Origin of the sequence: Halobacillus faecis (genome assembly GCF_007991335.1) — a bacterium.
Classification (GTDB): Bacteria; Bacillota; Bacilli; order Bacillales; family Halobacillaceae; genus Halobacillus; species Halobacillus faecis.
Genome location: NZ_BJYD01000029.1, coordinates 39,050 through 60,686, shown reverse-complemented (window position 1 = coordinate 60,686; position 21,637 = coordinate 39,050). Strand labels below are relative to the sequence as shown.

At 44.3% G+C, this 21,637-nt stretch carries 23 protein-coding genes; 6 read left to right on the top strand and 17 right to left on the bottom strand.

Annotated elements, in window-relative coordinates; translation table 11 throughout:
- Positions 1 to 59 precede the first annotated feature (59 nt).
- The 3 genes from HFA01_RS16080 (at position 60) to HFA01_RS16070 (ending at position 5,061) form a co-directional block, all read left to right on the top strand.
- Positions 60 to 2,855 carry an EAL domain-containing protein gene (locus HFA01_RS16080; RefSeq protein ID WP_146818163.1) on the top strand — a complete coding sequence of 932 codons (2,796 nt, stop codon included), beginning with the start codon at positions 60 to 62 and terminating at the stop codon, positions 2,853 to 2,855.
- Positions 2,856 to 2,859: 4 nt separating this feature from the next.
- A complete protein-coding gene (locus HFA01_RS16075; RefSeq protein ID WP_146818161.1) occupies positions 2,860 to 4,494 on the top strand; it encodes a thiamine pyrophosphate-binding protein in 1,635 nt (544 codons plus the stop codon).
- A 93-nt stretch (positions 4,495 to 4,587) separates the two neighbouring features.
- The gene (locus tag HFA01_RS16070; protein WP_146818159.1) at positions 4,588 to 5,061 is read left to right on the top strand and encodes a PCYCGC motif-containing (lipo)protein; all 474 of its coding nucleotides are present in this window, start codon (positions 4,588 to 4,590) and stop codon (positions 5,059 to 5,061) included.
- A gap of 65 nt (positions 5,062 to 5,126) precedes the next feature.
- Here HFA01_RS16070 and HFA01_RS16065 read toward each other — a convergent pair whose 3' ends face one another.
- From HFA01_RS16065 to HFA01_RS16035, 7 genes are all read right to left on the bottom strand, one after another.
- Positions 5,127 to 5,507: a VOC family protein gene (locus HFA01_RS16065; protein ID WP_146818158.1), complete on the bottom strand. Its 381-nt coding sequence runs from the start codon at positions 5,505 to 5,507 to the stop codon at positions 5,127 to 5,129.
- A gap of 87 nt (positions 5,508 to 5,594) precedes the next feature.
- Entirely contained in the window at positions 5,595 to 6,347 is a 753-nt protein-coding gene (locus HFA01_RS16060; RefSeq protein ID WP_146818156.1) for a sulfite exporter TauE/SafE family protein, read from the bottom strand.
- Positions 6,348 to 6,373: 26 nt separating this feature from the next.
- A complete protein-coding gene (locus HFA01_RS16055) occupies positions 6,374 to 6,757 on the bottom strand; it encodes a hypothetical protein (protein WP_146818154.1) in 384 nt (127 codons plus the stop codon).
- Between the two features lie 97 nt (positions 6,758 to 6,854).
- On the bottom strand, positions 6,855 to 7,376 hold the full coding sequence (locus HFA01_RS16050; protein ID WP_146818152.1) for an RNA polymerase sigma factor: 522 nt from the start codon (positions 7,374 to 7,376) through the stop codon (positions 6,855 to 6,857).
- Between the two features lie 18 nt (positions 7,377 to 7,394).
- The gene (locus HFA01_RS16045; RefSeq protein WP_146818150.1) at positions 7,395 to 9,389 is read right to left on the bottom strand and encodes a DUF6449 domain-containing protein; all 1,995 of its coding nucleotides are present in this window, start codon (positions 9,387 to 9,389) and stop codon (positions 7,395 to 7,397) included.
- Complete coding sequence (locus tag HFA01_RS16040) at positions 9,364 to 10,263, bottom strand: ABC transporter ATP-binding protein (RefSeq protein ID WP_146818148.1); 900 nt, start codon at positions 10,261 to 10,263, stop codon at positions 9,364 to 9,366. Before HFA01_RS16040 ends, HFA01_RS16045 begins: the two co-directional genes overlap by 26 nt.
- Positions 10,256 to 10,633, bottom strand: a complete 378-nt coding sequence (locus HFA01_RS16035; protein WP_146818146.1) for a GntR family transcriptional regulator — start codon at positions 10,631 to 10,633, stop codon at positions 10,256 to 10,258. Before HFA01_RS16035 ends, HFA01_RS16040 begins: the two co-directional genes overlap by 8 nt.
- Positions 10,634 to 10,845: 212 nt before the next feature.
- Here HFA01_RS16035 and HFA01_RS16030 point away from each other — a divergent pair, with 212 nt between their 5' ends.
- Positions 10,846 to 11,646, top strand: a complete 801-nt coding sequence (locus tag HFA01_RS16030; RefSeq protein WP_146818144.1) for a DUF2935 domain-containing protein — start codon at positions 10,846 to 10,848, stop codon at positions 11,644 to 11,646.
- 82 nt (positions 11,647 to 11,728) lie between these two features.
- Here the strand turns inward: HFA01_RS16030 and HFA01_RS16025 are convergent, their stop codons facing one another.
- Positions 11,729 to 12,325: a flavin reductase family protein gene (locus HFA01_RS16025; RefSeq protein ID WP_174787837.1), complete on the bottom strand. Its 597-nt coding sequence runs from the start codon at positions 12,323 to 12,325 to the stop codon at positions 11,729 to 11,731.
- Positions 12,326 to 12,460: 135 nt separating this feature from the next.
- Here HFA01_RS16025 and HFA01_RS16020 point away from each other — a divergent pair, with 135 nt between their 5' ends.
- Complete coding sequence (locus HFA01_RS16020; RefSeq protein ID WP_146818142.1) at positions 12,461 to 13,876, top strand: alanine/glycine:cation symporter family protein; 1,416 nt, start codon at positions 12,461 to 12,463, stop codon at positions 13,874 to 13,876.
- 132 nt (positions 13,877 to 14,008) lie between these two features.
- On the opposite strand, the gene HFA01_RS16015 is transcribed toward HFA01_RS16020, so the two are convergent.
- Entirely contained in the window at positions 14,009 to 14,590 is a 582-nt protein-coding gene (locus HFA01_RS16015; protein WP_146818140.1) for a cell wall hydrolase, read from the bottom strand.
- A 136-nt stretch (positions 14,591 to 14,726) separates the two neighbouring features.
- Entirely contained in the window at positions 14,727 to 15,164 is a 438-nt protein-coding gene (locus HFA01_RS16010; protein WP_146818138.1) for an OsmC family protein, read from the bottom strand.
- 208 nt (positions 15,165 to 15,372) lie between these two features.
- On the opposite strand from HFA01_RS16010, the gene HFA01_RS16005 reads away from it, so the two are divergent.
- Entirely contained in the window at positions 15,373 to 15,954 is a 582-nt protein-coding gene (locus tag HFA01_RS16005; protein ID WP_146818136.1) for a CDP-alcohol phosphatidyltransferase family protein, read from the top strand.
- A 13-nt stretch (positions 15,955 to 15,967) separates the two neighbouring features.
- Here HFA01_RS16005 and HFA01_RS16000 read toward each other — a convergent pair whose 3' ends face one another.
- The 7 genes from HFA01_RS16000 to HFA01_RS15970 all read right to left on the bottom strand — a co-directional run bounded on the left by HFA01_RS16000 (position 15,968) and on the right by HFA01_RS15970 (position 21,609).
- Entirely contained in the window at positions 15,968 to 16,654 is a 687-nt protein-coding gene (locus HFA01_RS16000; protein WP_146818134.1) for a Crp/Fnr family transcriptional regulator, read from the bottom strand.
- A gap of 56 nt (positions 16,655 to 16,710) precedes the next feature.
- Entirely contained in the window at positions 16,711 to 17,667 is a 957-nt protein-coding gene (gene uvsE / locus HFA01_RS15995) for a UV DNA damage repair endonuclease UvsE (RefSeq protein ID WP_146818132.1), read from the bottom strand.
- 369 nt (positions 17,668 to 18,036) lie between these two features.
- Positions 18,037 to 18,861 (bottom strand): aldo/keto reductase, encoded by an 825-nt coding sequence (locus HFA01_RS15990; protein ID WP_146818130.1) that lies wholly within the window; start codon positions 18,859 to 18,861, stop codon positions 18,037 to 18,039.
- Between the two features lie 114 nt (positions 18,862 to 18,975).
- Positions 18,976 to 19,812, bottom strand: a complete 837-nt coding sequence (locus HFA01_RS15985; protein WP_146818128.1) for an SAM hydrolase/SAM-dependent halogenase family protein — start codon at positions 19,810 to 19,812, stop codon at positions 18,976 to 18,978.
- Positions 19,813 to 19,891: 79 nt separating this feature from the next.
- Positions 19,892 to 20,380: a DUF1189 family protein gene (locus tag HFA01_RS15980; RefSeq protein ID WP_146818126.1), complete on the bottom strand. Its 489-nt coding sequence runs from the start codon at positions 20,378 to 20,380 to the stop codon at positions 19,892 to 19,894.
- A 14-nt stretch (positions 20,381 to 20,394) separates the two neighbouring features.
- Positions 20,395 to 20,643 carry a YuzB family protein gene (locus HFA01_RS15975; protein ID WP_146818124.1) on the bottom strand — a complete coding sequence of 83 codons (249 nt, stop codon included), beginning with the start codon at positions 20,641 to 20,643 and terminating at the stop codon, positions 20,395 to 20,397.
- Between the two features lie 33 nt (positions 20,644 to 20,676).
- A complete protein-coding gene (locus tag HFA01_RS15970) occupies positions 20,677 to 21,609 on the bottom strand; it encodes a bifunctional riboflavin kinase/FAD synthetase (protein WP_146818122.1) in 933 nt (310 codons plus the stop codon).
- Positions 21,610 to 21,637 lie beyond the last annotated feature (28 nt).

Sequence of the window (21,637 nt, the reverse complement as noted above, 5' to 3'; positions counted from 1 at the left end):
AGGAAGTTCGTTATAATAGTCGAACTTTATCAAAATATGACAACTATGGAGGTTTTTCAATGGCTGAAGAACAAACTAGATATTCTCGCCTCGCTCAAATCACACAGCTCATCAACACGGAGCATGATTTACGCGATGTATTAGAACACGTGGTCACAGCCATATCTGAAGAAATTATGCGGTGCGACTCTGTGGGCATTTACCTGCCTCGAGAGGATGGTACCTACCAAGGCTATGTCGGAAAACCGGCCTTGATCAATGGAATGACGCTTGATATGCACATCGTGGACCCGGAGTATGATCTCCTCGCTAAAGAGGTCATCGAAACAAGAAAAACCATTTACATACCTGATACATCCAAGGATGACCGTCCAGATCAACGGGCGATCCAGGCCTTTAAAATTAATTCACTGCTCGTCGCGCCTATTTCTTATGAAAATGAACTCTACGGCCTCGTGTTTTTGTTTGATTATGGGACACCGATGAATCTAACAGAATCGGAAATCGAATCCGTGAAAGCTTACGTCAACATGGCGGCTGTGGCGATTAGAAATGCAAACAATCTGACACGTAAAGAGAAATTGATCAGTGAAAAGCAACTGTTGCTCAATGTTACCCGTGACCTTTCCTTATGTTCCTCTTTACAAGAAGCGCTGGACAAATGCTTCTATTATTTAGGAGAAGTCCTCGAAAATCCAAATATCGGAGCCCACTTCATTGACCCCATTGCAGAACACAAACTAAAGCCTGCAAGCCTCAGTAAAGAAAGTGAGTGGACAGAAGAAGATTGGAAAGAAACCCACCAGAAAGCCCAGTTTAACCACAGAGAGGATCCTGTTTTTCAAGAAGTGATTAATACCAAGACATCCATTCTAGTCCCGGATGTTTTTGAAGATCCCCGGACGAACAAGGAGATATGCGAAAAGTTCGGAATGAAAGGCTTATATATGATTCCTCTCGTTTCGCTTGGGGAAGTGCTGGGTGCAATCGCCATTGTAAACCTGAAGGAAACCGGTCAGGTCTACTCTGACTCTGCCTGTCAATTGGCTGAATCGATTGTAGATACAACCGCCCCCGTCCTTTTCAACCTGCTCTATATGGAGAAGCAGGAAATGATTATACAGGACCGTACGTCAGAATTATTACAAAAGAATGATGAGCTGGAGGAAGCCATTTCCGAGCTCACGCAAATCAGTCGTGAGAAAGATTTGATTTTGAATTCAGCGGGTGAAGGGATTTTTGGAATCGACCTTGAGGGACACATCACATTCGCGAACCCTTCTGCTACAGAATTATTAGGTTATGAGAATGAGAGGGAAATCATAGGTGCACCTTATTCCCAGATCTTCGATAATCAAAAAACGTTCTTAGAACACTACGAACAAAAGGACGGCCATACAGACAAAGATTATTTTTTCTTTAAAAAGTCCGGCGATACTTTCCCAGTGGAATACGTCATCACTCCTAAACTGGAAAACGATCTTACTACCGGTTATGTGGTCACTTTCAAAGATGTAACCTCCAGAAAACAAATGGAAGAAAAAATCAAATACCACGCCTACTACGACAGCGTGACAAATGTACCAAACCGTGTGCTGTTTCAAGATCGACTCAACCAGGCTCTTCAATATGCAGAACTGGCACATAAGCCCATTGCCATTCTATTTCTTGATCTTGATCGCTTTAAGAAGATCAATGATACTTTCGGGCACAGTTTTGGAGACAAAGTCCTGCTGAATGTGGCTGAACGCCTGCAAAAGGCTGTGCCGAACGGTGCGACCGTCTCAAGACAAGGCGGGGACGAGTTCATCATTCTACTACCGACGATTGAGAGGGAAGAAGGAGCCGTGAAATGTGCAAAAAGGATTTTAGAAGCCTTCAATGATCCTTTTGTAATCGGTGATCATGAGATTTCCATCAAAACCAGTATCGGCATCAGTCTTTTCCCAGAAAACGGGGATACCGCCGAAACGTTGATCAAACATGCGGATGTCGCGATGTACAAGGCGAAGGACTTATCTGGTAATCAATATCAATTGTTTTCACCAGAGATTGAGAGTCGCACCTTTGAACAAATCCAGCTTGAGAATGACCTTTTCAAAGCATTGCAAAAAAATGACGAATTTGAACTGTATTACCAGCCTAAATTCGATGTACGTACAGAAAAGCTCATCGGTATGGAATCATTAATCCGTTGGAACCACCCACGGCGTGGCACCATCCCTCCCGGCCAATTCATTCCTCTCGCAGAGGAAACAGGTCTTATTACAAACCTTGGTGAATGGGTCATACGGGAAGCATGTCAGCAAATGAAAAAATGGGTGACTTCTGGACATACGGAATTGATCGTGTCCGCTAATTTATCTCCTCAACAATTCAATCAACAGAACCTTGTGCTTACGGTGTCGGACATATTAGAAGAAACCGGCCTCCCCGCTAAGCACCTTGAGCTTGAACTAACGGAGAATTTAATTATCCATAATACGGAGCACACATTAAAAACAATCGGCCAATTGAAAGAACTCGGTGTCCAAATATCGATTGATGATTTCGGTACGGGCTATTCTTCCCTTGGCTATCTAAAAGATTTTCCTGTAGATACTTTAAAAATCGACAAGTCCTTTATTAACAACGTCACGACAAATCGGAACAATGCGGCCATAACCAAAACCATCATCACCCTTGCTGACAGCCTCCAGCTCAACGTGATCGCCGAAGGGGTCGAAGAAGCAGCACAGGCGACTTTCCTTGCAGAGCATGGTTGTCACTGGATCCAGGGGTATTATTACAGTCATCCGCTACAAGCGGAAACATTTGAGGATCATTTTTTAAAATCATTCATAAAAAGGGGATAAGTCTATGAAATCTGTTCGCGCTGTGTTGGATTACTTTGTTTCTGGAGAGGTATCTTATATTTTCGGAATACCAGCAGGATCTGTGAATGCTTTTTTTGATGAACTTTACGATACTCCTTCCATTACACCAATCGTTACCAAGCATGAAGGAGCCGCGTCCTATATGGCAGCTGCTTATGCAAAATATACAAACTCCCTCAGTGTTTGTATCGGGAGCAGCGGCCCAGGAGGAACAAACCTTGTGACTGGAGCAGCGAATGCCATGCGTGAACACCTCCCTGTACTGTTTCTGACAGGCGCGGTACCTGTTGACACTGTCGGTTTAAATGCGTCTCAAGAGTTACACGCCGACCCACTCTATCAATCGGTTACCAAATACAGTCAAAGGGTCGACCGTGCAGAAGACCTGCTTCCCGAGATTCATAAAGCCGTGGAGATCGCTATGACAGGCGTCCCGGGCCCGGTCCACATCGCCATGCCGATTGATGTGCAACTGACAGATATTCTAGAACCAGCCATCCCTGCGTTCCCACAACGAACGCCATTGCTTCCAACGGATGAGGTGGTCATGGAAACAGCCAAAACGCTCGCATCAAGTGAGAGTGGTTTTCTCTTCGTAGGGCAAGGGATTCGCGGAGCCGTGGATGACGTTCTTGAACTGGCCGAAACCTTAAACTGGCCGATTGTCACAAGTCCTCAAGCCAAAGGGCTTATTCCAGACCATCACCCTTTGAAGAGGGGAATCTTCGGCTTTGCCGGACATGAAGAGGCCTCCGATCTGATCAATCATGGACATGAAGAAACGGTGCTGGTGCTCGGCTCAAGTCTTGGGGAAACAGCCACGAACAATTGGAACCCAAATATTACGAAGCACCGCACACTGATTCAAGTCGATTATGACGCGACCGTCTTCAATAGAAAATATCCTGTTGACCAGCCGCTTCATGGAGACATCGATGTCACCGTCTCCTCCTTAATCACAGCCTTGCACGGGTTGGGCGTTAAACGGGCACCCCTTCCCGCTATGGCTCCTGCAGTTCCAGATGTTACTGAAGAGTTTAACTCCCAGAACGTCTTATGGTCCTTACAGGAAAAGCTTCCGGAGAATACTCGTTTCACAATCGACATCGGTGAATTTATGGCTTACGTCGTTCACTATATGGGAGTTAAAAGCAATGATTCCTTTGATATCAACGTTCATTTTGGAGCGATGGGAAGTGGAATCGGAAGTGCCATTGGAGCAAAACTTGCAGACCCGGAACGTCCAACTGTAAGTATTACGGGAGATGGCTGTTTCTTCATGCACGGCATGGAACTTCTGACAGCGAAAGAATACGACATCCCTGTTTTATTTATCGTCATGAACAACTCAAGACTCGGCATGGTCCATCATGGACATACGCTTCAATACAAACGCGCCCATGAACGCTTTGGGCAGGAAGAAGTCAACATCTCCCAGATGGCCGCCTCACTGGGAGTGCCAAACGCACGTGTTGAATCCATGGAAGATCTCAATGACGAGAACTTATCAGCGATTCTAAACGTCAAAGGCCCAGCTGTCTTAGAAGTAGCTCTCGTTGATGATAATGTACCTCCTATGGGCGACCGCGTGAAATTCCTCTCTTCATTCGGAAAATAAATGTGACTGATCAACGAACTTTATAGAAAAGCATTGAAACTTCATGCCACCCTCTTTATGATGAAACTATCAATATGAAGAGGGTGCCTTTTTATGAAAAAAACAGTATTCCTGATCCTTACGCTTTTGATCGGTACCGCGCTTTCCGGATGTTCGTCGGAATCCGAAGAGGAAGCACATATCGAACACGTGAACGGTGACATTAGAGAAGAGACAGACTCTGTGACAACCCTTCCATCATTCATGGATGAAAAACCACAGGAAATGCACGACATCTATATGGCAGCCGCCCAAAGCAAAAATTTGCTTGAGAACATCCCTTGCTATTGCGGATGCGGGGAGAGTGTAGGACACCGGGACAACTATGACTGCTTTGTGAACAAAACCAATGAAGATGGCAGCATCGTCTGGGATGACCACGGCACAAAATGCGGCGTTTGTATGGAGATTGCCGCACAGTCAATCATTGATTATCAGGATGGCAAATCAATAAAAGAAATTCGGGAAAAGATCGACTCTACCTACGAAAATGGCTATGCTGAACCAACACCAACACCTGCTTTATAATAAAAAAAGACCAGAAAACTCTGGTCTTTTTTCAATTCCCTGGTGATTCAATTGAAAACTCCTTCTTACTTTTTTTCCATGACAGCAAAATACTGATCTTCATTGTCCGCAAAGTTAAATACCCTGCCCGTTGGCATAGGAACAATTTCTCCTACGGTCACTTTTTGATTGACCAAATCACGATAAAGCTGTTCAAAACGATCCGTAAAAAACATTAAGGAAGGTGGATCAAGATTGAGGTCTGGAGACATTTTTGCAACCATTTCTTTATTGTGAAGAACAATCGTTGTTTCTACCCCCTCCTTGGGAGCAACCTCAATCCACCTCATCCCCTCCCCGTTATTTTCTTCAGAAATCACCACAAACCCTAATTTCTCTGTCCAAAAATTAACGGCTTTATCCTGGTCGTTCACATACAACATAATTTGTCCTACTTTACTAATCACAATCCTCCACTCCCTACCAGTAATCCTTACCTATTCGCTAGTTGGAGTGGGAATCCCTCTTATTTTAGAAGCTTTAAGCTGTCCGTTTTATGTAAAGAAGAAAAGCTTGATTGCCATAGCAATGACAGCTACGATGAGGAACCTTTGAATCCATTTGTCTCCGTGCTTCACCGCAAATTTACTACCTAAAAACGCTCCGATACTTGTCCCAACCGCCAGGGTCACCCCGTAGCCCCAATGGATTTGATCATTGACGACGAAAACCACCAAGGCAGACAATGTATATACAGCAACGACAAAAACTTTGATGCTATTAATCTTCACTAGAGATAAACCTGTCACCAAGGTTAGCGCTGCTATGATCACAAAGCCTACTCCGGCTTGGATGAACCCTCCATAGATACCTATAAAAAAGAAAATAAAAGCAAGCCCAATCTGTTTCGATCGGGAGTCCTGGCCGCTTGCCGTGGAAAGGTTTTTATGAGGTTTCCATATCATGATCACTAAAACAACAATCATCACGATCGATAGAATACGATTGAACAGATCATCCGGGATATTCACCGCTATTTGTGCACCAACGATTGAACCGATGAGAGCTGGTATCGCTAATAGGAGACTGAATTTCCCATCAAAATAGCCATCTCTACGATAAGAGACAATGGCGACAATATTCTGTGCCATCAGTGCAATTCGGTTGGTGCCATTCGCCACAGCGGAAGGCAGACCGAAAAAAATGAGGATGGGCAGCGTTAAAAGAGACCCACCACCTGCGATGACGTTAATGAATCCTGCTCCAATCCCTACCCCTAAAATAGCCAGAAAAGATAGAATGGTCACGATCTCCCTCCTTTCTATTTTTCTATTTAATCTGGTGCGCCTGCACGATTTATATAATCGGCTACTTCATCCAAGTTCGTCGTTTCCAACACAATCCCTTCTTGATCCAATATAAAATAAGTCGGGAAGTTTGTAATTTCTTTTCCATGTGCTTGTATGGATGTTTCTTTTTTCACTTGAATATCTACCTGTGTAAGGTCAATCGCTTCATTCGCTTGCATTTTTGCTACAAGATCATACATGCGTTGATATTCTGGATCAGCATCTCCTTCTGTCGGAACCTCCTCCACAAACGCCTGAAAATGAATGTCCCCTTCCTTCTCAGGTAAAGGCAGGGACTGTTGGTTACTCTGACAACCCATCAACAGGAACAATAAAAGGATCCAATACCAAAGATACGTCTTCTTCAAATCATCCACCTCCTTCTTTCTCTTTCTTCATACAAAAAAATATAACATTCATCGTCAAAAAAAGCAGAACCTCCGATTTGAGGTTCTGCTTTTTTATTTATGCTGTGGAATAATGATGCCTTTCTTCCCCCAGCTTCCCCTTCATGGCCTGCCTTGCCCTGTGAAGGCGTGATTTGACAGCCGCTTGTGTAATCTGAAGCGTTTGGGCGATTTCCTTTTCCTGCAGTTGTTTATCGTAACTTAGTTGAAACACCGCTCGAAGCTTAGGGGATAATGTGCTGATCCGCTTCTTGATGTCTTCTTCTAGATGGCGGCATTCACAAATGTGCTCCACGTCCGAATCAGCATTTTCATAGACAGGTTGAGGGACCGGCACCTCTTCGATTGGCAAAAGGACGGCCTTCTTTTCTTTACGTAGAAGATCGATCGCTTTCCGGTGAGCGATGGTGGAGAGCCACGCCCCCACCTTCCCTTCTTCACGGATTTCATCGAGTTTATCGTACGCTTTTAGAAAGGTTTCCTGAAGGATATCTTCAGCTGAGCTAGGGTTCTTTGTTACTTTTAAGGCTGTGTAATAGACACGATGATAATACTGTTCATACATCTTACAAAAGTCCATTTTCCTCTATCTCTCCCTTTATTCGAAGTGTTCCTTTATAAAGTTCGGGGCGTCACCTTCATCGAAGCTTAATAGGTTGTAATGATTTTCGTTGCGTTCATCAAAGTAGAAAGCAACAATATAATTACCTGATTCCTGATTTTCTTGTCCATTCAGCAACTTAACTATCTGGTCGCTTTCGCTGACTTCTAGAGGTTTCACATTATCCTCTTTTAAACGATTATACACATAATGGTCATAGTCATGAGGGAAGTCGCGATCCTCAGGCCACTTGTAAACTTCTGCATGCTGAATATCTTCAGCTTGAATCATCATTTTTTCATAAAACCCTTCTCGCTTCATCCACTCGACGGTATTTTCAAATGAAGGGTAGATCTGGAGATGATATGGATTTTCCTGCATTCCATCAAGTGTGAAGGATACCCCTGATGACAGACCTTGTGGTGCCATCATCTGTTCATAAGATAATTGATGGATATCCTGTTTTAGTACTTCCATAAAGGCCGAAATTTTTTCGGGATCATACAATTCTTCCTCTCCCGGTGCTGCATTAGGATGAATAACCAACTGGTTGACATCAGAAGATTCAAGGCCTAGAACCGGATACTTGATCTTCTTGTATTCTTTTGTTTCATACACAGCCTTTTTCTCTTCTCGTACGACCTCTTCATCTACCCGGTACTGACGATAAATTTCACTTCCATCTTCCAGCTGATAGACGAAAAAGAAATAATCTTCCCCTCTACTTAATGGATTGCTGATTTCAATAAGTTGCTCATGGAGATCCAAGGAGGACTGAATCGCCTCTTCAGAGGTAATATATGGGATCTCTATATCTTGATTAGTAAGTTCTCGGTACTGCCAATAGCCCCCGCTAATATAAACCTTTTCAACTTCGCTCTGTGCCGGTACATATGATTCGTAATTCTGCCATAGGAGAGGGATGATAGCGACAAGGATCGCTACAGCCAATCCATAACCAGACCATCGTTTTAAGTGCTTCCAGTTGAACACTCTCCAAGTCTTCTCTAGCAACATGGTAGCTGCAGCAAACCCAAAAGTGCCACCAATAAAATATCCCGCGATCATCCAGGTATACGCGTATTGAGAGACTGTAAAATACATTCCACCAAATAAAGCGAAACAGAACGTTACACCAAATGTAAACACAGGATTCAAAGCACTTACAGCAAGCGCCCGGCCGGCAGATTCGATCGAACGGTTTTTATACAGCCATAAGGACACTGCATAAAAAGCAACAGCCACGAGACCATAGATCAACAAAGCAATCACTTCAACTGGAACCTTCACTTGGTCAGGACCATAACCTCCGAACTGCAAGAGATCCGCCAGGGGTGAGAAGTATTGAAAGGAGCTCTCCAGAACCATGTCGGCCGAATATCCCTTGATATAAGTGCTAAGGTGAAATGATGTTAGGGCATACAAACCAGCTGGTAAAAACAAAAGGATGTAGGTAAGAATCCCCTGCACCGCTGACAAGCCGGTAAGAGTTCCAACAAAAACACCAGCGATAAAAATAAGAAATGACATGGTCACAAATAACCAAAGCCAATAACTTGCGTTCGTTATGGTATAGTATTCCGTCACATCTGTTACTCCACTTGCGATGAGGAGAATCAGATAGTTTAGTAGAATCGGCAAAAGTAAAAGAATAATGCCGGAGAAAATATGATGATTAAAAAGTTTCCCTCTTCTCATAGGAAAACTATGAGCAAAATTTGAAGCTCCCTTCACGTGTAGATAACGGAATAAAAATACCGCCATCAGAAGAGGCATTACTAGCAGGAACAAAACCTGAAGTTCAAAAGCGAACACTTGACCAAATAAACCACGATCATCGGTAATTATTGGTTCTTCCCTGCTCAATACCATAAACAATTGCATCGGTACAATAAAGAACAACCCTAAAAAGTAAACGATACTGATCCATCCGACATTTCGGAAATCCTGCTTGATGATCTCTTTATTAAACGAGGATGTTTTCGAACGCATACCCTACACCTCCCATTTCATAGATAAAGATTTCCTCAAGCGTAAGTGGAAGCCTGTCATAAACGAGCGGGCGGTGTTTTTTGATCCCAGCTGAAATGTCAGCTTCACTTCCTCTGACAATCAGCAGCCAGACACTGCCCCGCTTTTCTTTATGAAGAATATCGAGGTTCGCTTCCTCCGGCTGAAAGGAATCATCATCGAAAGCAACCTGGATTTTATGAACATCCGCTTTCAAATCATCCAAATCACGTTCAAGAAGAATTTCACCTTTATGTAGAATTCCGACATGGTCACAGATATCTTCGACTTCCCTTAAGTTGTGGGAAGATATTAAAACGGTCATCTCCCGTTCAGCCACATCCTGAATGATCAAGTTCCGGACTTTCTGCCTCATGACAGCATCAAGTCCATCGAATGGCTCATCGAGAATCAAAACATCAGGCATCGCCGACATCGCCAGCCAAAAGGCGACTTGCCGTTGCATCCCCTTGGAAAACTGACTGATTTTCTTTTTTTCATCCAGTTGAAAGACATTTTTTAATTTCTCATATCGCTCTTCGTTCCAACTGTCGTACATGGACCGGTGATAATCTGCCATTTGACGCGTCGTGTACTGTGGCAAAAAGTAGAGACTGTCAGGGATGAAGACCATCCTTTGTTTGACGGATTCGTTCTCAAACACATCCTCCTCCAAAACATGAACCTGGCCATTGTTTTGCTTAAGAATGCCTGTCAGAATCCTCATTAATGTTGTTTTCCCTGCACCATTGGAACCAAGAAGGCCGTAGATCGATCCTTTCTTCACATGAAAAGAAACGTCTTTCAAAATCCTGGTTCGATCAAACGATTTACTGACCGTATGGACCTCAATCATCCTGCTGACCTCCTTCAACTTCATGGAGAAGAGCGGCGATCTCTTCTGATGTCATCCCTAAATAAATCGCTTCCGAAAATAGCTTCTTTAACTCTTCTCTCACTTTTTTCAACTCCTCTTCGTTATCGACTTTTCCAGAAGGATGCACGAAACTCCCTTTCCCCTTCAACGAGTAGATATACCCTTGTGACTCTAACTCCCGATACGCTTTCTGAATTGTATTCGGATTGATCGTCAACTGCTGGGCAAGTTCCCTAACAGAAGGTAGTTTTTCGTCTTCCTTCAGAACGTCATTAATAATCAGTTGCTTCAACTTTTCCACGAGCTGCTCGTAAATCGGCTTTCGGCTCCTGACGTCCAACTCAAACATCCAGCCACCTCCAACGGTGTGTTCTATCTGTATCAACTGTATTATTACTTCTAGTACAGTAGTATATAGGAGGATCTTCCATTTGAGAAGCCCCTATTTAAATTTTTTCCAAAGAATCACAAATTCTTCCTTGTAAACATGACTCTTCTCATGAAGAAAACCAAGCGTGAATAAGATGAAAGGGATGACCTAAGAAAAAGAGGGTGATGAAGGTGAAGGACTATACTGAACAAGCAAATTTTGAACATCTCTTCTGGTTGCAGATCCTTGGTGACCACGCCCGTTTTATTCGGGATTCTTTGTACGCTTCCGAAGAGGATACGTTATATCAAGTAAGGGATTATGTCACACAGTGGGATGATCTTTTGAACATGGTGCGTGAAGGTCATGTAGAGGACATGAACGGATTTTCAAAGCAAGTCGGGGAAAAAGCACGTAGTTTTCACAAGTTTAAACTGAACCTGATTGAACGTTCCCTTTTTGGAAAAGTAAAGATCCACTTGAGCCCGACCTTTCTCAACCATATGGTCAATGAAGTAGAAGAGTATCTGCTTGTGCTTGGTTTTTTAGGAAAAGGAGATGTTCCTCCGTTATTTCATGAGCTGCACCACCACATGCTCTGGTTGATGGATGCTTCAGGGCATGCAGGAGCCATCCATGATGAATTGGATGCTGTGGAACAAAGGTTAAAAGAAAAGAGTGAAACATTCCGAAAACATTTCGATCAATTCTACATAAAAGCTGTGGAGATGAAAGGGTATCTGAGAACAAACCAGCACTCCTTCCCTGCTCTGAAACGATTAAATAATGAAGTGGATCTGGAAATGAAGATCTTTCGTACATTTTTAGAGGAAATAGAGGAGATGGAAATGAATGAAGTCATACTCGGGACTTTCTCTCCCCTCATGGCTGACCACATGGCAAGAGAAGAATGCTACTACCTTTATAAATTAGCAGAAACCACAAACGGCGAATATCCAACCTGCGATCCAACTAAACCACGGGTGGAGTGAATGACCAAATAATGTATGACCTGGTACGCCAGTAAATGTAAAAAAGCCGCAGAGCCTTTAGTAAAGGGTTGCGGCTTTTCTTTTATTTGGGAAGGTCGTTGTTGGGGAGTGAGAAGAAGTCCCGGATGTAGCTGTAATCTCCAGCCATTCTTCCGACAGGCTTCATCTCATGTGGATCCACTTTGTCTGTTTCTATATAAACGTCATCCCTGATGTGGTAGCCGACCAACCTTCCTAAAACCAGGTTTCCTTCACCGATTTCGAGGACTTGATCGAGCTTACATTCCATGTGAACGGGTGATTGCTTTACCCTTGGAACGGAAACGAAATCACCCTCTTCGAAATCTGTACCTGCCTCCTCAAACTCATCGACGTTAGGACCATACCTTTTACTGCTCTCATGCATCTGATTAGCCAAAGATTCTGAAACGACATTAATAATAAACTGCTTTGTTTCCTTAATATTTTTCAGTGTGTCTTTATCTCTGCCCACACTTCCCACAGAAAAACAAAGCGTAATCGGATTCATAGAGGCTACCGTAAAAAAACTGAACGGAGCCAGATTGCGTACGCCATCCTGACTTACTGTCGATACCCAGGCAATCGGACGTGGCACGACTGCCCCTTTAATCAACTTACTCATGGAATGATTTTGAAATTCCTCTTCCCTTATAATCAACTGATCCCTCCTCTACCTCTCTAGTGTATGGCTTTTTCTCCTAAGTCACATCTTCCCTGCTCATTTTATACGTTTAACATAATATGTAAAGGGAATATATGGGTATCTTACAGTATGTCGAAAGGGGATCTTTCATTGGGAGATTTATGGAATAGTATCAAAGAGGGGATCACTACGATTTCCGACTTTTTATGGACGTATCCATTAGCGATCATTTTGATTCTGGGTGGAATCTTCCTTACCATCCGGATTAAGTTTTTCCAATTCCGCTTTTTTGGACATGTTCTCCATCAAACCATCGGACAGATATTCAAGAAAACGAAAAAGAAAGGAACCATCACCCCATTCCAGGCTTTCACTTCAGCCTTAGCTTCTACAGCCGGTGCAACGAATATCGTCGGTGTTCCTGTCGCAATTTCTTTAGGTGGACCCGGTGCTTTATTCTGGATGTGGCTGGTCGCTTTAATCGGAATGGCCACAAAGTATAGTGAAATATTATTGGGTATGAAATACAGGGAAAAGAACGACAAAAACATTTGGGTCGGTGGTCCTCAATATTACATAAAAAAGGCCCTGGGTTGGAAGTGGGTCTCCACCGCCTTCGCATTCTTCCTAATGATTGAGTTAATTCCAAGTACAATGGTCCAGTCCAATTCCATCGCTACTCAAACAGAGGGCGCCTTCGGGTGGCCGGTTGAAATTACGGGAATCGTCATGTGTGCAGCGATTGCTGTGGTCGTTTTCGGTGGCATCAAAAGGATTGCCAAGGTCACTGATAAGATGGTGCCAGGCATGGTTCTCATTTACCTCTCTGTCTGTTTATACGTCATATTTGCCAACATCGATCAAATCCCCAACGTATTTGGATTGATCTTCACCCACGCTTTTACACCCATTTCCGCAACTGGTGGCTTTGCAGGTGCTGCCGTTGCCCAAGCGTTACGCTGGGGGATTGCGCGTGGTCTGTATTCCAATGAAGCAGGTCTCGGAACCGCATCGATTGCCCACGCGGCAGCCAAAACAGATCACCCTTCCCGCCAGGCGTTATGGGGAATCTTCAGCGTATTCGTTGATACCATTGTCATTTGTACTGTGTCTGGTTTGACCGTCCTCGTTACCGGCGCATGGCAGGAAGTCGGTGGTAGTGATGCATCGAATATGATCAACGTGGCCATCGGCACCGAATTCGGTGATGCGTTCGGAGGCAGTTTCATCACTGTATTTTTACTCTTTTTTGTCATTACGACCATCGGTGTCCTTGTCTTTTATGGTGAAAAGCAAGCGGAGTATCTCTTCGGTTTACGCGCAGCCAAAATTATGCGGATCGTTTACATCTTAGCTGTATTCGTAGGAGCAATTGGAGGGCTTCAATTCGTCTGGCAGTTCCTCGATTTAATTTTGGCCTTCGTCCTGCTTACAAACATCATTCCATTACTGTTCCTGCATAAGGAAATTGCAGCTCTAACAGATGACTATGTTAACCGCGTGTACAAAAAACGGACCAAGAAAAGGAAAGTCCAATTGTTTGATGAAGAAGAAGATGCCAGTTAAATCGATCGATTGTAAAAAGGAGATTCCTATCCAGGAGTCTCCTTTTCCCATTTCCCCTACCGACCAACTTCATCACATAGAAAGAAAACCACAAAAAAACAAGCACCTTCCTAAGGTGCTTGTTCACGTGGTTTATCTTAAGAAAACGTGGTCGCCAATGATTGTAGTCACTTCTTTGCTGCTCAAATAGTCACTTTGCGCTTTATCAGGGTTATAGAAAAATAGAGACTCGCGGTCGAACCCTTGATAAGCAACAGCTTCATTAACCGCACGTTTTGACTCAGCGCTTGCCGGCTGATTGATTGTACCATTAAGAACAGGAGAGAACTGAATGCCGTCATAGATTACGCCATTCAATGAATCTGGGAAACGGTCACTTTCCACACGGTTCAAAACAACCGTGGCAACCGCAACTTTACCAGCGTAGCTTTCACCCTTCGCCTCTGCTTCTACTAGACGGGCCAGTAAATCTTTTTCAGAAGCACTAAGCGCCACAGGAAGCTGTAACTGCTCCCCAGGATAAATTTCTGTATTCTCTTTATCGTTCACAGCCTGCAATTGTTGTGCAGAAACCCCATGTTTCATAGCAATTTTATAAATAGAATCGCCCTTCTGGACGGTGTGAGTATTGGCATGTGCAAAACTTTCGACAGGGAAGGAGAAAGCGAGCATGCTTACGGCAGCCAATCCTGTCAGCAAGGATTTTTTGAACATTGATCATCTACCTCCTTATCTGGTTCCCTAATAAGGTAACATAGGAGGAATGAGTGATTCATTATTAATTCTTTCCATCGTTTCCATGGAAATTACCAGCATAAAAAGGCCCCCCGAAGGAGCCTCTTCGCATTTGTTATGCCTTTTTCCAATCGACATTTAGTGTAATTCCCGCCGCTTTCAGGGTAGTGAAAACAGGGCAACGTTGATCCACGATTTCCTGAAGTTCTTCAATCCGCTCTTGGGATTCCGAAGTTTCTACGTCCGCTCTGATGTTCACCGTGTCAAAGTACGGCTTTACATCCGCCGTTCCCATTAAGCCGCGCATATCCAAGGTTCCATTGATATCAAAAGAAATACTTTGGAGATCGAACGACATTTCCTTCGCGACCATATTAGCAATAACTGTTTCACATCCTGCGAGAGAACCTAACATCGTTGCAAGTGGATCAGCACCTTCATCTGTTCCCCCCATTTGCTTCGGTTCATCAATCGTCAATGAATGTTTTCCAGCCTGGATCTCCGATTTCATCCCATGGGATTTACTCGTAATGGATACTTTATGTTCTGACATGTCCGATTCCTCCTTGTTGTTTGTTACAGGGATACTATACACCCTGTTCACTTGTCACAAACCTTATGTGCTCAACATTGTAATCTGTCTTACATAAGAAGCTGGGTATTACTATTTCCATGGAACGTGTGCTATCGTCTAAAGGGAGATCAAATAGGGTAAAGTGGTAACAAGACGTCGTTATTATTTGCTAAAGCAGGTGTTTTTTATGCTCGATACACACGCAAGAAAATTCGTTCAGCCCTCTATTGAACGTACAGCTTCTTACTTTCTGCAAAAAGGCCGCACAGCCAACGAGATCACAGTGCTCGCCTTGTTCGTCGGTCTTGCTACAAGTGCACTTTATGTGCTCGGTTTTCCGATTTTAGCGGTTTTATTTTTATGGATTTCCGGATTTTTAGACGCCGTAGACGGGACGATGGCCAGAAACACAAAAACCTCCCCCTTCGGAACCGTGATGGATATTACATTCGACCGAGTTGTTGAAATCGGGATGATTGTCGCCATCGCTTATGTTCATCCAGAGGTATTGTGGCCGCTTCTCCTTCTCAGCGTTTCCATTATTGTTTCCATGACCATCTTTTTAGTCGTAGGGGCCGTATCAGAAAAGGCAGGAATCAAATCCTTTTATTATCAAGCAGGGCTTGCGGAGCGAACAGAAGGATTCGTTTTGTTCAGTGTGATGCTCCTATTCCCTCCATTCCTTTTCTGGTCAACACTGTTGTTCTTTGCAGTTGAATTGTTTACAGGAATCCAGCGATTCATGGAAGCAAAAAGGATATTAAACTAAAACCCATCCCGGCTTATGTAACCACTAAGCCGAGATGGGTTTTTGCTTTTTCTGCATCAATAAATAATACTTGGCCCTTTTTCAAATAGCCTTCCTTTTTTAAACGACTGATTTCCGCACTCGTCGTTTCCCTTGTAGCCCCGATCATCGTCGCGATGTCCTGATGAGTCAACTTCATCTCAACGGTCTGCCACTCCTGATGACGGCGGCCGCTTTTTTCGCTAAGCATAAGTAGCAAATATAGAATTCGTTCCCGCACCTCACCTAAAGCAATTTTCTCACTTCTCCTGTAAAAATCGTTCAACTTTGACGAAAGCAACTGAACGAGACGAAGAGTGATTTTCGGGTACTTTTCCATGAATCGTTCAAACTCTTCCCGGCTCATCAGACAAACATATGTATCGGTCATTGCCTCCGCGTACATTTCGTAATCCGTCAGGGTAAGCGTTGAAGCCTCGCCAAATAGATTCCCGTCTTTTAAAATGTCGAGGGTGAACTGTTTCCCCTCTTTATTTGTCCGGTATAATCGGATTTGACCTTTTTTCAAAATATATAAATGCTCAGCTGGATGTTCAGGGGAAAGGATGACTTCACCCTTCCCTACTTTTTTCATTTCACTGATCGCATCGACATCCATCAGTTCTTCTTTTGTTAATTCTTCAAATAAATTAACTTCTGATAAGAGGGTCTGTTTATCCATCATTCCACCCCTTCCACTACCAACAATATACTTGATCCATGGGCGAGCATGCAAAACTAAACGTCCAAAGTCGCTTCCCCTACTCGCTTCACACCACGAATGCTCGAAAAGTCTTCGACAAGCTTTAGAAGCGCACGATCCTTTTCTTTCGCTTCAATCATAAAATCAACGGGGGTGTTAAGAGCCTTCAATTCTTTCAGGAGAGGGCGAATGAAATCAGCATCCACAAAATCGGCGTGACTCCTGTACGCCTTTTCCGATTTTGGAGACGAAATGTGAATCTTCGGCGGGAGACCAAGCCTGTCCCACGTTTTATAAAAGCGTGGAAGAATTTCAGATAGCGGTTCATCTTCCGTATGATTGGCCATGTAATGATGATAGTCGAACATCATGGGGATCTCTTCTTTTTCACAGACATCAAGGGTTTCCGTTGTCGTATACGTTTTATCATCATTTTCGAGTGTCATCTGCTGTTTAATTGGAGTCGGCAATTTCTTTATATTTTCATGGAAACGAGCAACGGCTGCTTGTTTATCCCCATACGCTCCGCCCACATGCAAGTTGATATGAGATTCATTGTGAAGCCCCATCGCTTTAAGCATCGCGTAATGGTACTCCATATCCTGGACGGCATTGTCTGTCACATGAGGACGGTCACTTGTAAAAAGGGTGAATTGATTCGGATGAAAACTCGTGCGCATGTTGTGCGCCCGTACCAGTTCGCCAATTTCCTCGAAAAGATGTCGAAAAGGCCCGATGTAATCCCACTCCACTTCATCATGAGTCGCAAGTGGAATGATGGATGAAGAAAAGCGGTACAGATGGATCTCCCTCGCAATGTTGTAATGGATGATCCGACGTGTGCGCTCCAAATTCATTTCCGCAATTTTGTGAAGCTGCTCGATGGCTGCTTCATGCCCCAGCTTCTTATAACGTGCAAATGTCATCGTCTTCGCAGGTGTCGCTTCCCATAGGTCGAGCGCATGCGATACGTAACCGAACCGGATGATCATACAAAAACTCCTTTACCGATAAAATTGATACCTTTATGTTCCCCATATTTGGTGGGAATAACATAAGGGTGGGTTTGCGGAGTTTTGTAGACGAGGTATTGTACGCGGCTCGATCTTCATGTGCTCGTTTCTGACTCTCTTGCGCGCGTTCCCGGCTCCTTGTGCGCGTTCCGGCTCTCTTGTGCGCATTCCCGGCTTCTTGCGCGCGTTCCGGCTCTCTTGTGCGCATTCCCGGCTTCTTGCGCGCGTTCCAGACCTCATGCGCGCGTTCCAGACCTCATGCGCGCGTTCCGGCTCTCTTGCGCGCATTCCCGGCTTGACCCATTGTCCACAAAAAAAGACTGCCATCTAAGGGCAGTCTTCCTCTATTTATCGTACGTTCATTTCAGATGGTTTCGGGCCTTTCCGCTCACCGCGGTCCAGCTTATTAATCGCAGCCATATCGTCAGCTGTCAAATAAAAATCAAACACGTCGAAGTTTTCTTCGATGCGGGATGGTGTGACAGACTTTGGAATAACGACCGTGTCGTTTTGCAGGTGCCAGCGAATGATGACTTGTGCTGGTGTTTTGCCGTGCTTTTCAGCGATGGACTGGATCGTATCATTTTTCAATACTTCTCCACCTTGCATCAATGGGCTCCATGCTTCAAGCAGAATGCCATTGTCGCGGCAGAAGTCTTTCAGTTCGTTTTGTGCCAAGAATGGGTGGCACTCGACCTGGTTGACCGCCGGCTTCACTTCACACTCGTCAAGTAGACGCTGCAAGTGGTCGATATCAAAGTTACATACGCCGATTGCTTTGACTTTGCCGTCTTTTTGCAGCTGTTCAAGCGCTTTGTATGTTTCTACGTAATCATCGTATTCTGGTGTCGGCCAGTGGATCAAATAAAGGTCCACATAGTCTAAGCCAAGTTTATCAAGGCTGGTTTCAAAAGCCTTCAATGTATTTTCATATCCCTGGTCTGTGTTCCAGACCTTTGTCGTAATGAACAATTCGTCACGAGCTACACCACTCTGGCGGATTGCTTCACCGACTTGTTTTTCGTTGCCATAAATCGCAGCTGTATCAATCGAACGGTAGCCTGTTTCAATCGCTTTCGTAACGGCTGGAACCGCGTCTTTTTCTTCGACTTGCCAAACACCAAAGCCTAGTTGAGGCATTTCAATGGTGCTATGTAGCGTAACTGTCTTCATTGATCATTCTCCTTTTCTTGTGAAGGTTTTACATGGCTAAGTGTAGCACAGCGAGTCCCCACAAGCTTTCATTTTGCTTATAGACAGGAAAAAACTCCCCGCAGAAGCAGGAAGTTATTTTTCAAAATGGATGGTCCAATTCGAACCTGTACGAATAGTGTAAGCCCTGGCAAATGATCCTTGGTTGATGGCCACCGCTAAGTTATCGAGACTGTTCACATAGACGAGCGGCTCGCCTTTATGAGTATCTGCAAACGAGCGGCCGAAGGTCATCGAGTTATGATAAACCTCATCTCCATTATGCAAAATAGACACGTTCAGGGTGTCTCCATAATGGACCCCCATCTGCTTGAAAAAGTCTCTCGGGATGTTTGTCCAAAGGTTGCCGAAGCGGATATCGAGGATATCAATGATGCCTGAGACTCTAGATTCTTCAATATCAGGATCTTTGACGGATATACGCTCAATGGAGTCTGGCTTAAGGGCAGGTCCGACTTCTTCAAAGGTGATGACTCCGGCCGCCAGACGTGCTCCGGTATAGGCGTAAACATCTCTGCCATGAAACGTGTAGGACTCTCCGGACCTTGGCAGGCGGTTCACTTTTTCATCAATTTCCCTAACCTCAACGATGCCCTCCGTGCGGGCGATATGGGTCAGTGTTCCATTATCCGGGGTGATGACAAAATGACCGGAACCTGTTTTCACACCAATACTCTTTCGCGTCGATCCTACGCCGGGATCAACGACGGATACGAATACCGTCCCTTCTGTCCAGTAAGCCATCGTCTGCCATAGCCTGTAAGACCCTTCCCAAATATTGAATGGTGGGATGTCATGCGTCAAATCGAAGATCGACAATTGATGATCTACAGAATGCGCCACCCCATGCATGGCACTTACGGCTCCATCACTGATTCCAAAATCTGATTGCAAAACTAACGCTCTTGTCATCATACCCCCACCTTTTTTATTAAATAATGAATATTCTAACATATAAAAAAGACAAATAGAAAAAAGCACCCGCAAGAACTCAAGGTTTCGCTGGTACTTTTGGATAAACCGTAATCATCTTATACATGTAAGACACGAAAATCACCATAAAGATGAGGGCGCTGATGGCATTCGGTACGGTCAAATATTTTAATAATACGCTTAAGATCAAAGGCAATGTACAAGCATAGGCAGTCAACTTCCACAACTGCTGGTAAGCAAGCTTCCGTGAAAGAGCTTTTCGCATCAGCAGGCTCCCACCGGCAAGAATGGATACTCCGACAAGGATAAGAAAAACAATCAGCAGAGGATAGAAAACGAGAAACTGTGCAATGTACATCCCTCGTGATACCTCTGTCAGATTCGTCTCCAAATACAAGATCGATGTGACCATGTCCGGTAAAAACAGGAGCAGCAGCAATACGAACAAATAACCGATCGTATGAGTGATGCCTTTCCGGTTCAGGTGGAACATTGCTTCTTTTTTCGGCAAACGCAAGCTGTTAATTAGTGAATCCAAAAAACCCATCGTCTTCTCCTGCCTTACTCAGCGTAAATCGCTAATTCTTCTTCGATTTTCGTACGGATTTTCTGTAATGCTTCTTCGGGGGTTTTTCCAAATACCCGCTGGTTGTTAACAAGCGCGTAAGGACGGAGGGCACACATGCCGCAGAAGGATAAGCATTCACTAATGAGTACCGCCACTTCCGGGTATTCGGATTCAATGATACTTTCGATATCCATTTCATTGATTAAGTTTCCATCACAAACTTCAACAACGACAATTCCCATGGTGCTTCCTCCCTTCTAAGGTGTCTGTATGATTTATAGGCCTAAAATCGCTCGTGCGTTTTTCTCATCCTGGTGCATCTGGTCAATCAATGCATCCATTCCGTCGAAATTCTCCTCATCGCGCATGTGGCGTAAGAATTGGACGGTCACTTTATGGTCGTACAGATCGCCGGAAAAATCCAGAAGATAAGCTTCCACTTTATAAGAATCACCGTTAACCGTTGGACGATAACCGGCACTAATTAACGTGTAATAGTATTCAGGAGCTTCCTGTACTTTTTTGACAAGGCCGAGGTAGACTCCTGGTTTCACTTTGACATATTCATCAATCCCTCCGACGTTCAATGTCGGAAAGCCTAATTGTCTGCCAAGCTGCTCCCCTTTTTCCACGACTCCTGTGATCTCAAAAGGTCGTCCAAGCATCGCCTGAGCAGCTTCCATCCGCCCTTGTGTCACGTGTGTGCGGATATCCGTACTGCTCACTTTTCTGTCGTGAAGCTGGACACCTGGGACGATTGAGACACCGGCACCAATTTGCTGACACAGTTCTGCCAGGCCTTCAGCATCCGACCCTCTCCCTTTACCGAAGCGGAAGTCCTCACCGACGATCACATGACGGACGTTCAAGCGGCTCAAGTGCTGAAGCACGAATTCTTCAGGAGATGTCTTTGCGTATTCTTTTGTAAAATGGACGTGATAATAACGATCGACACCGAACTGCTCCAAGCGGGTTTGACGGTCTTCAATCGTTGATAATGAATATTTGAATGATTCATCGCCTCTCAGGACCCATTTCGGGTGATCAGAAAAACCGTACACAGCGATTTTATCTTCCTCTGTCGCCAGTCTTTCTGCTTCCTGTAAAAGAGACTGATGCCCTAAATGCACACCATCCATCTTCCCGATGATCAATACGACGGGCTCTGAGTTGTGAGGCGGTTGTCCTTGTACTTCAATCATTTCCATTTGCAAAGCATCCCCTTCAACCTGTTGA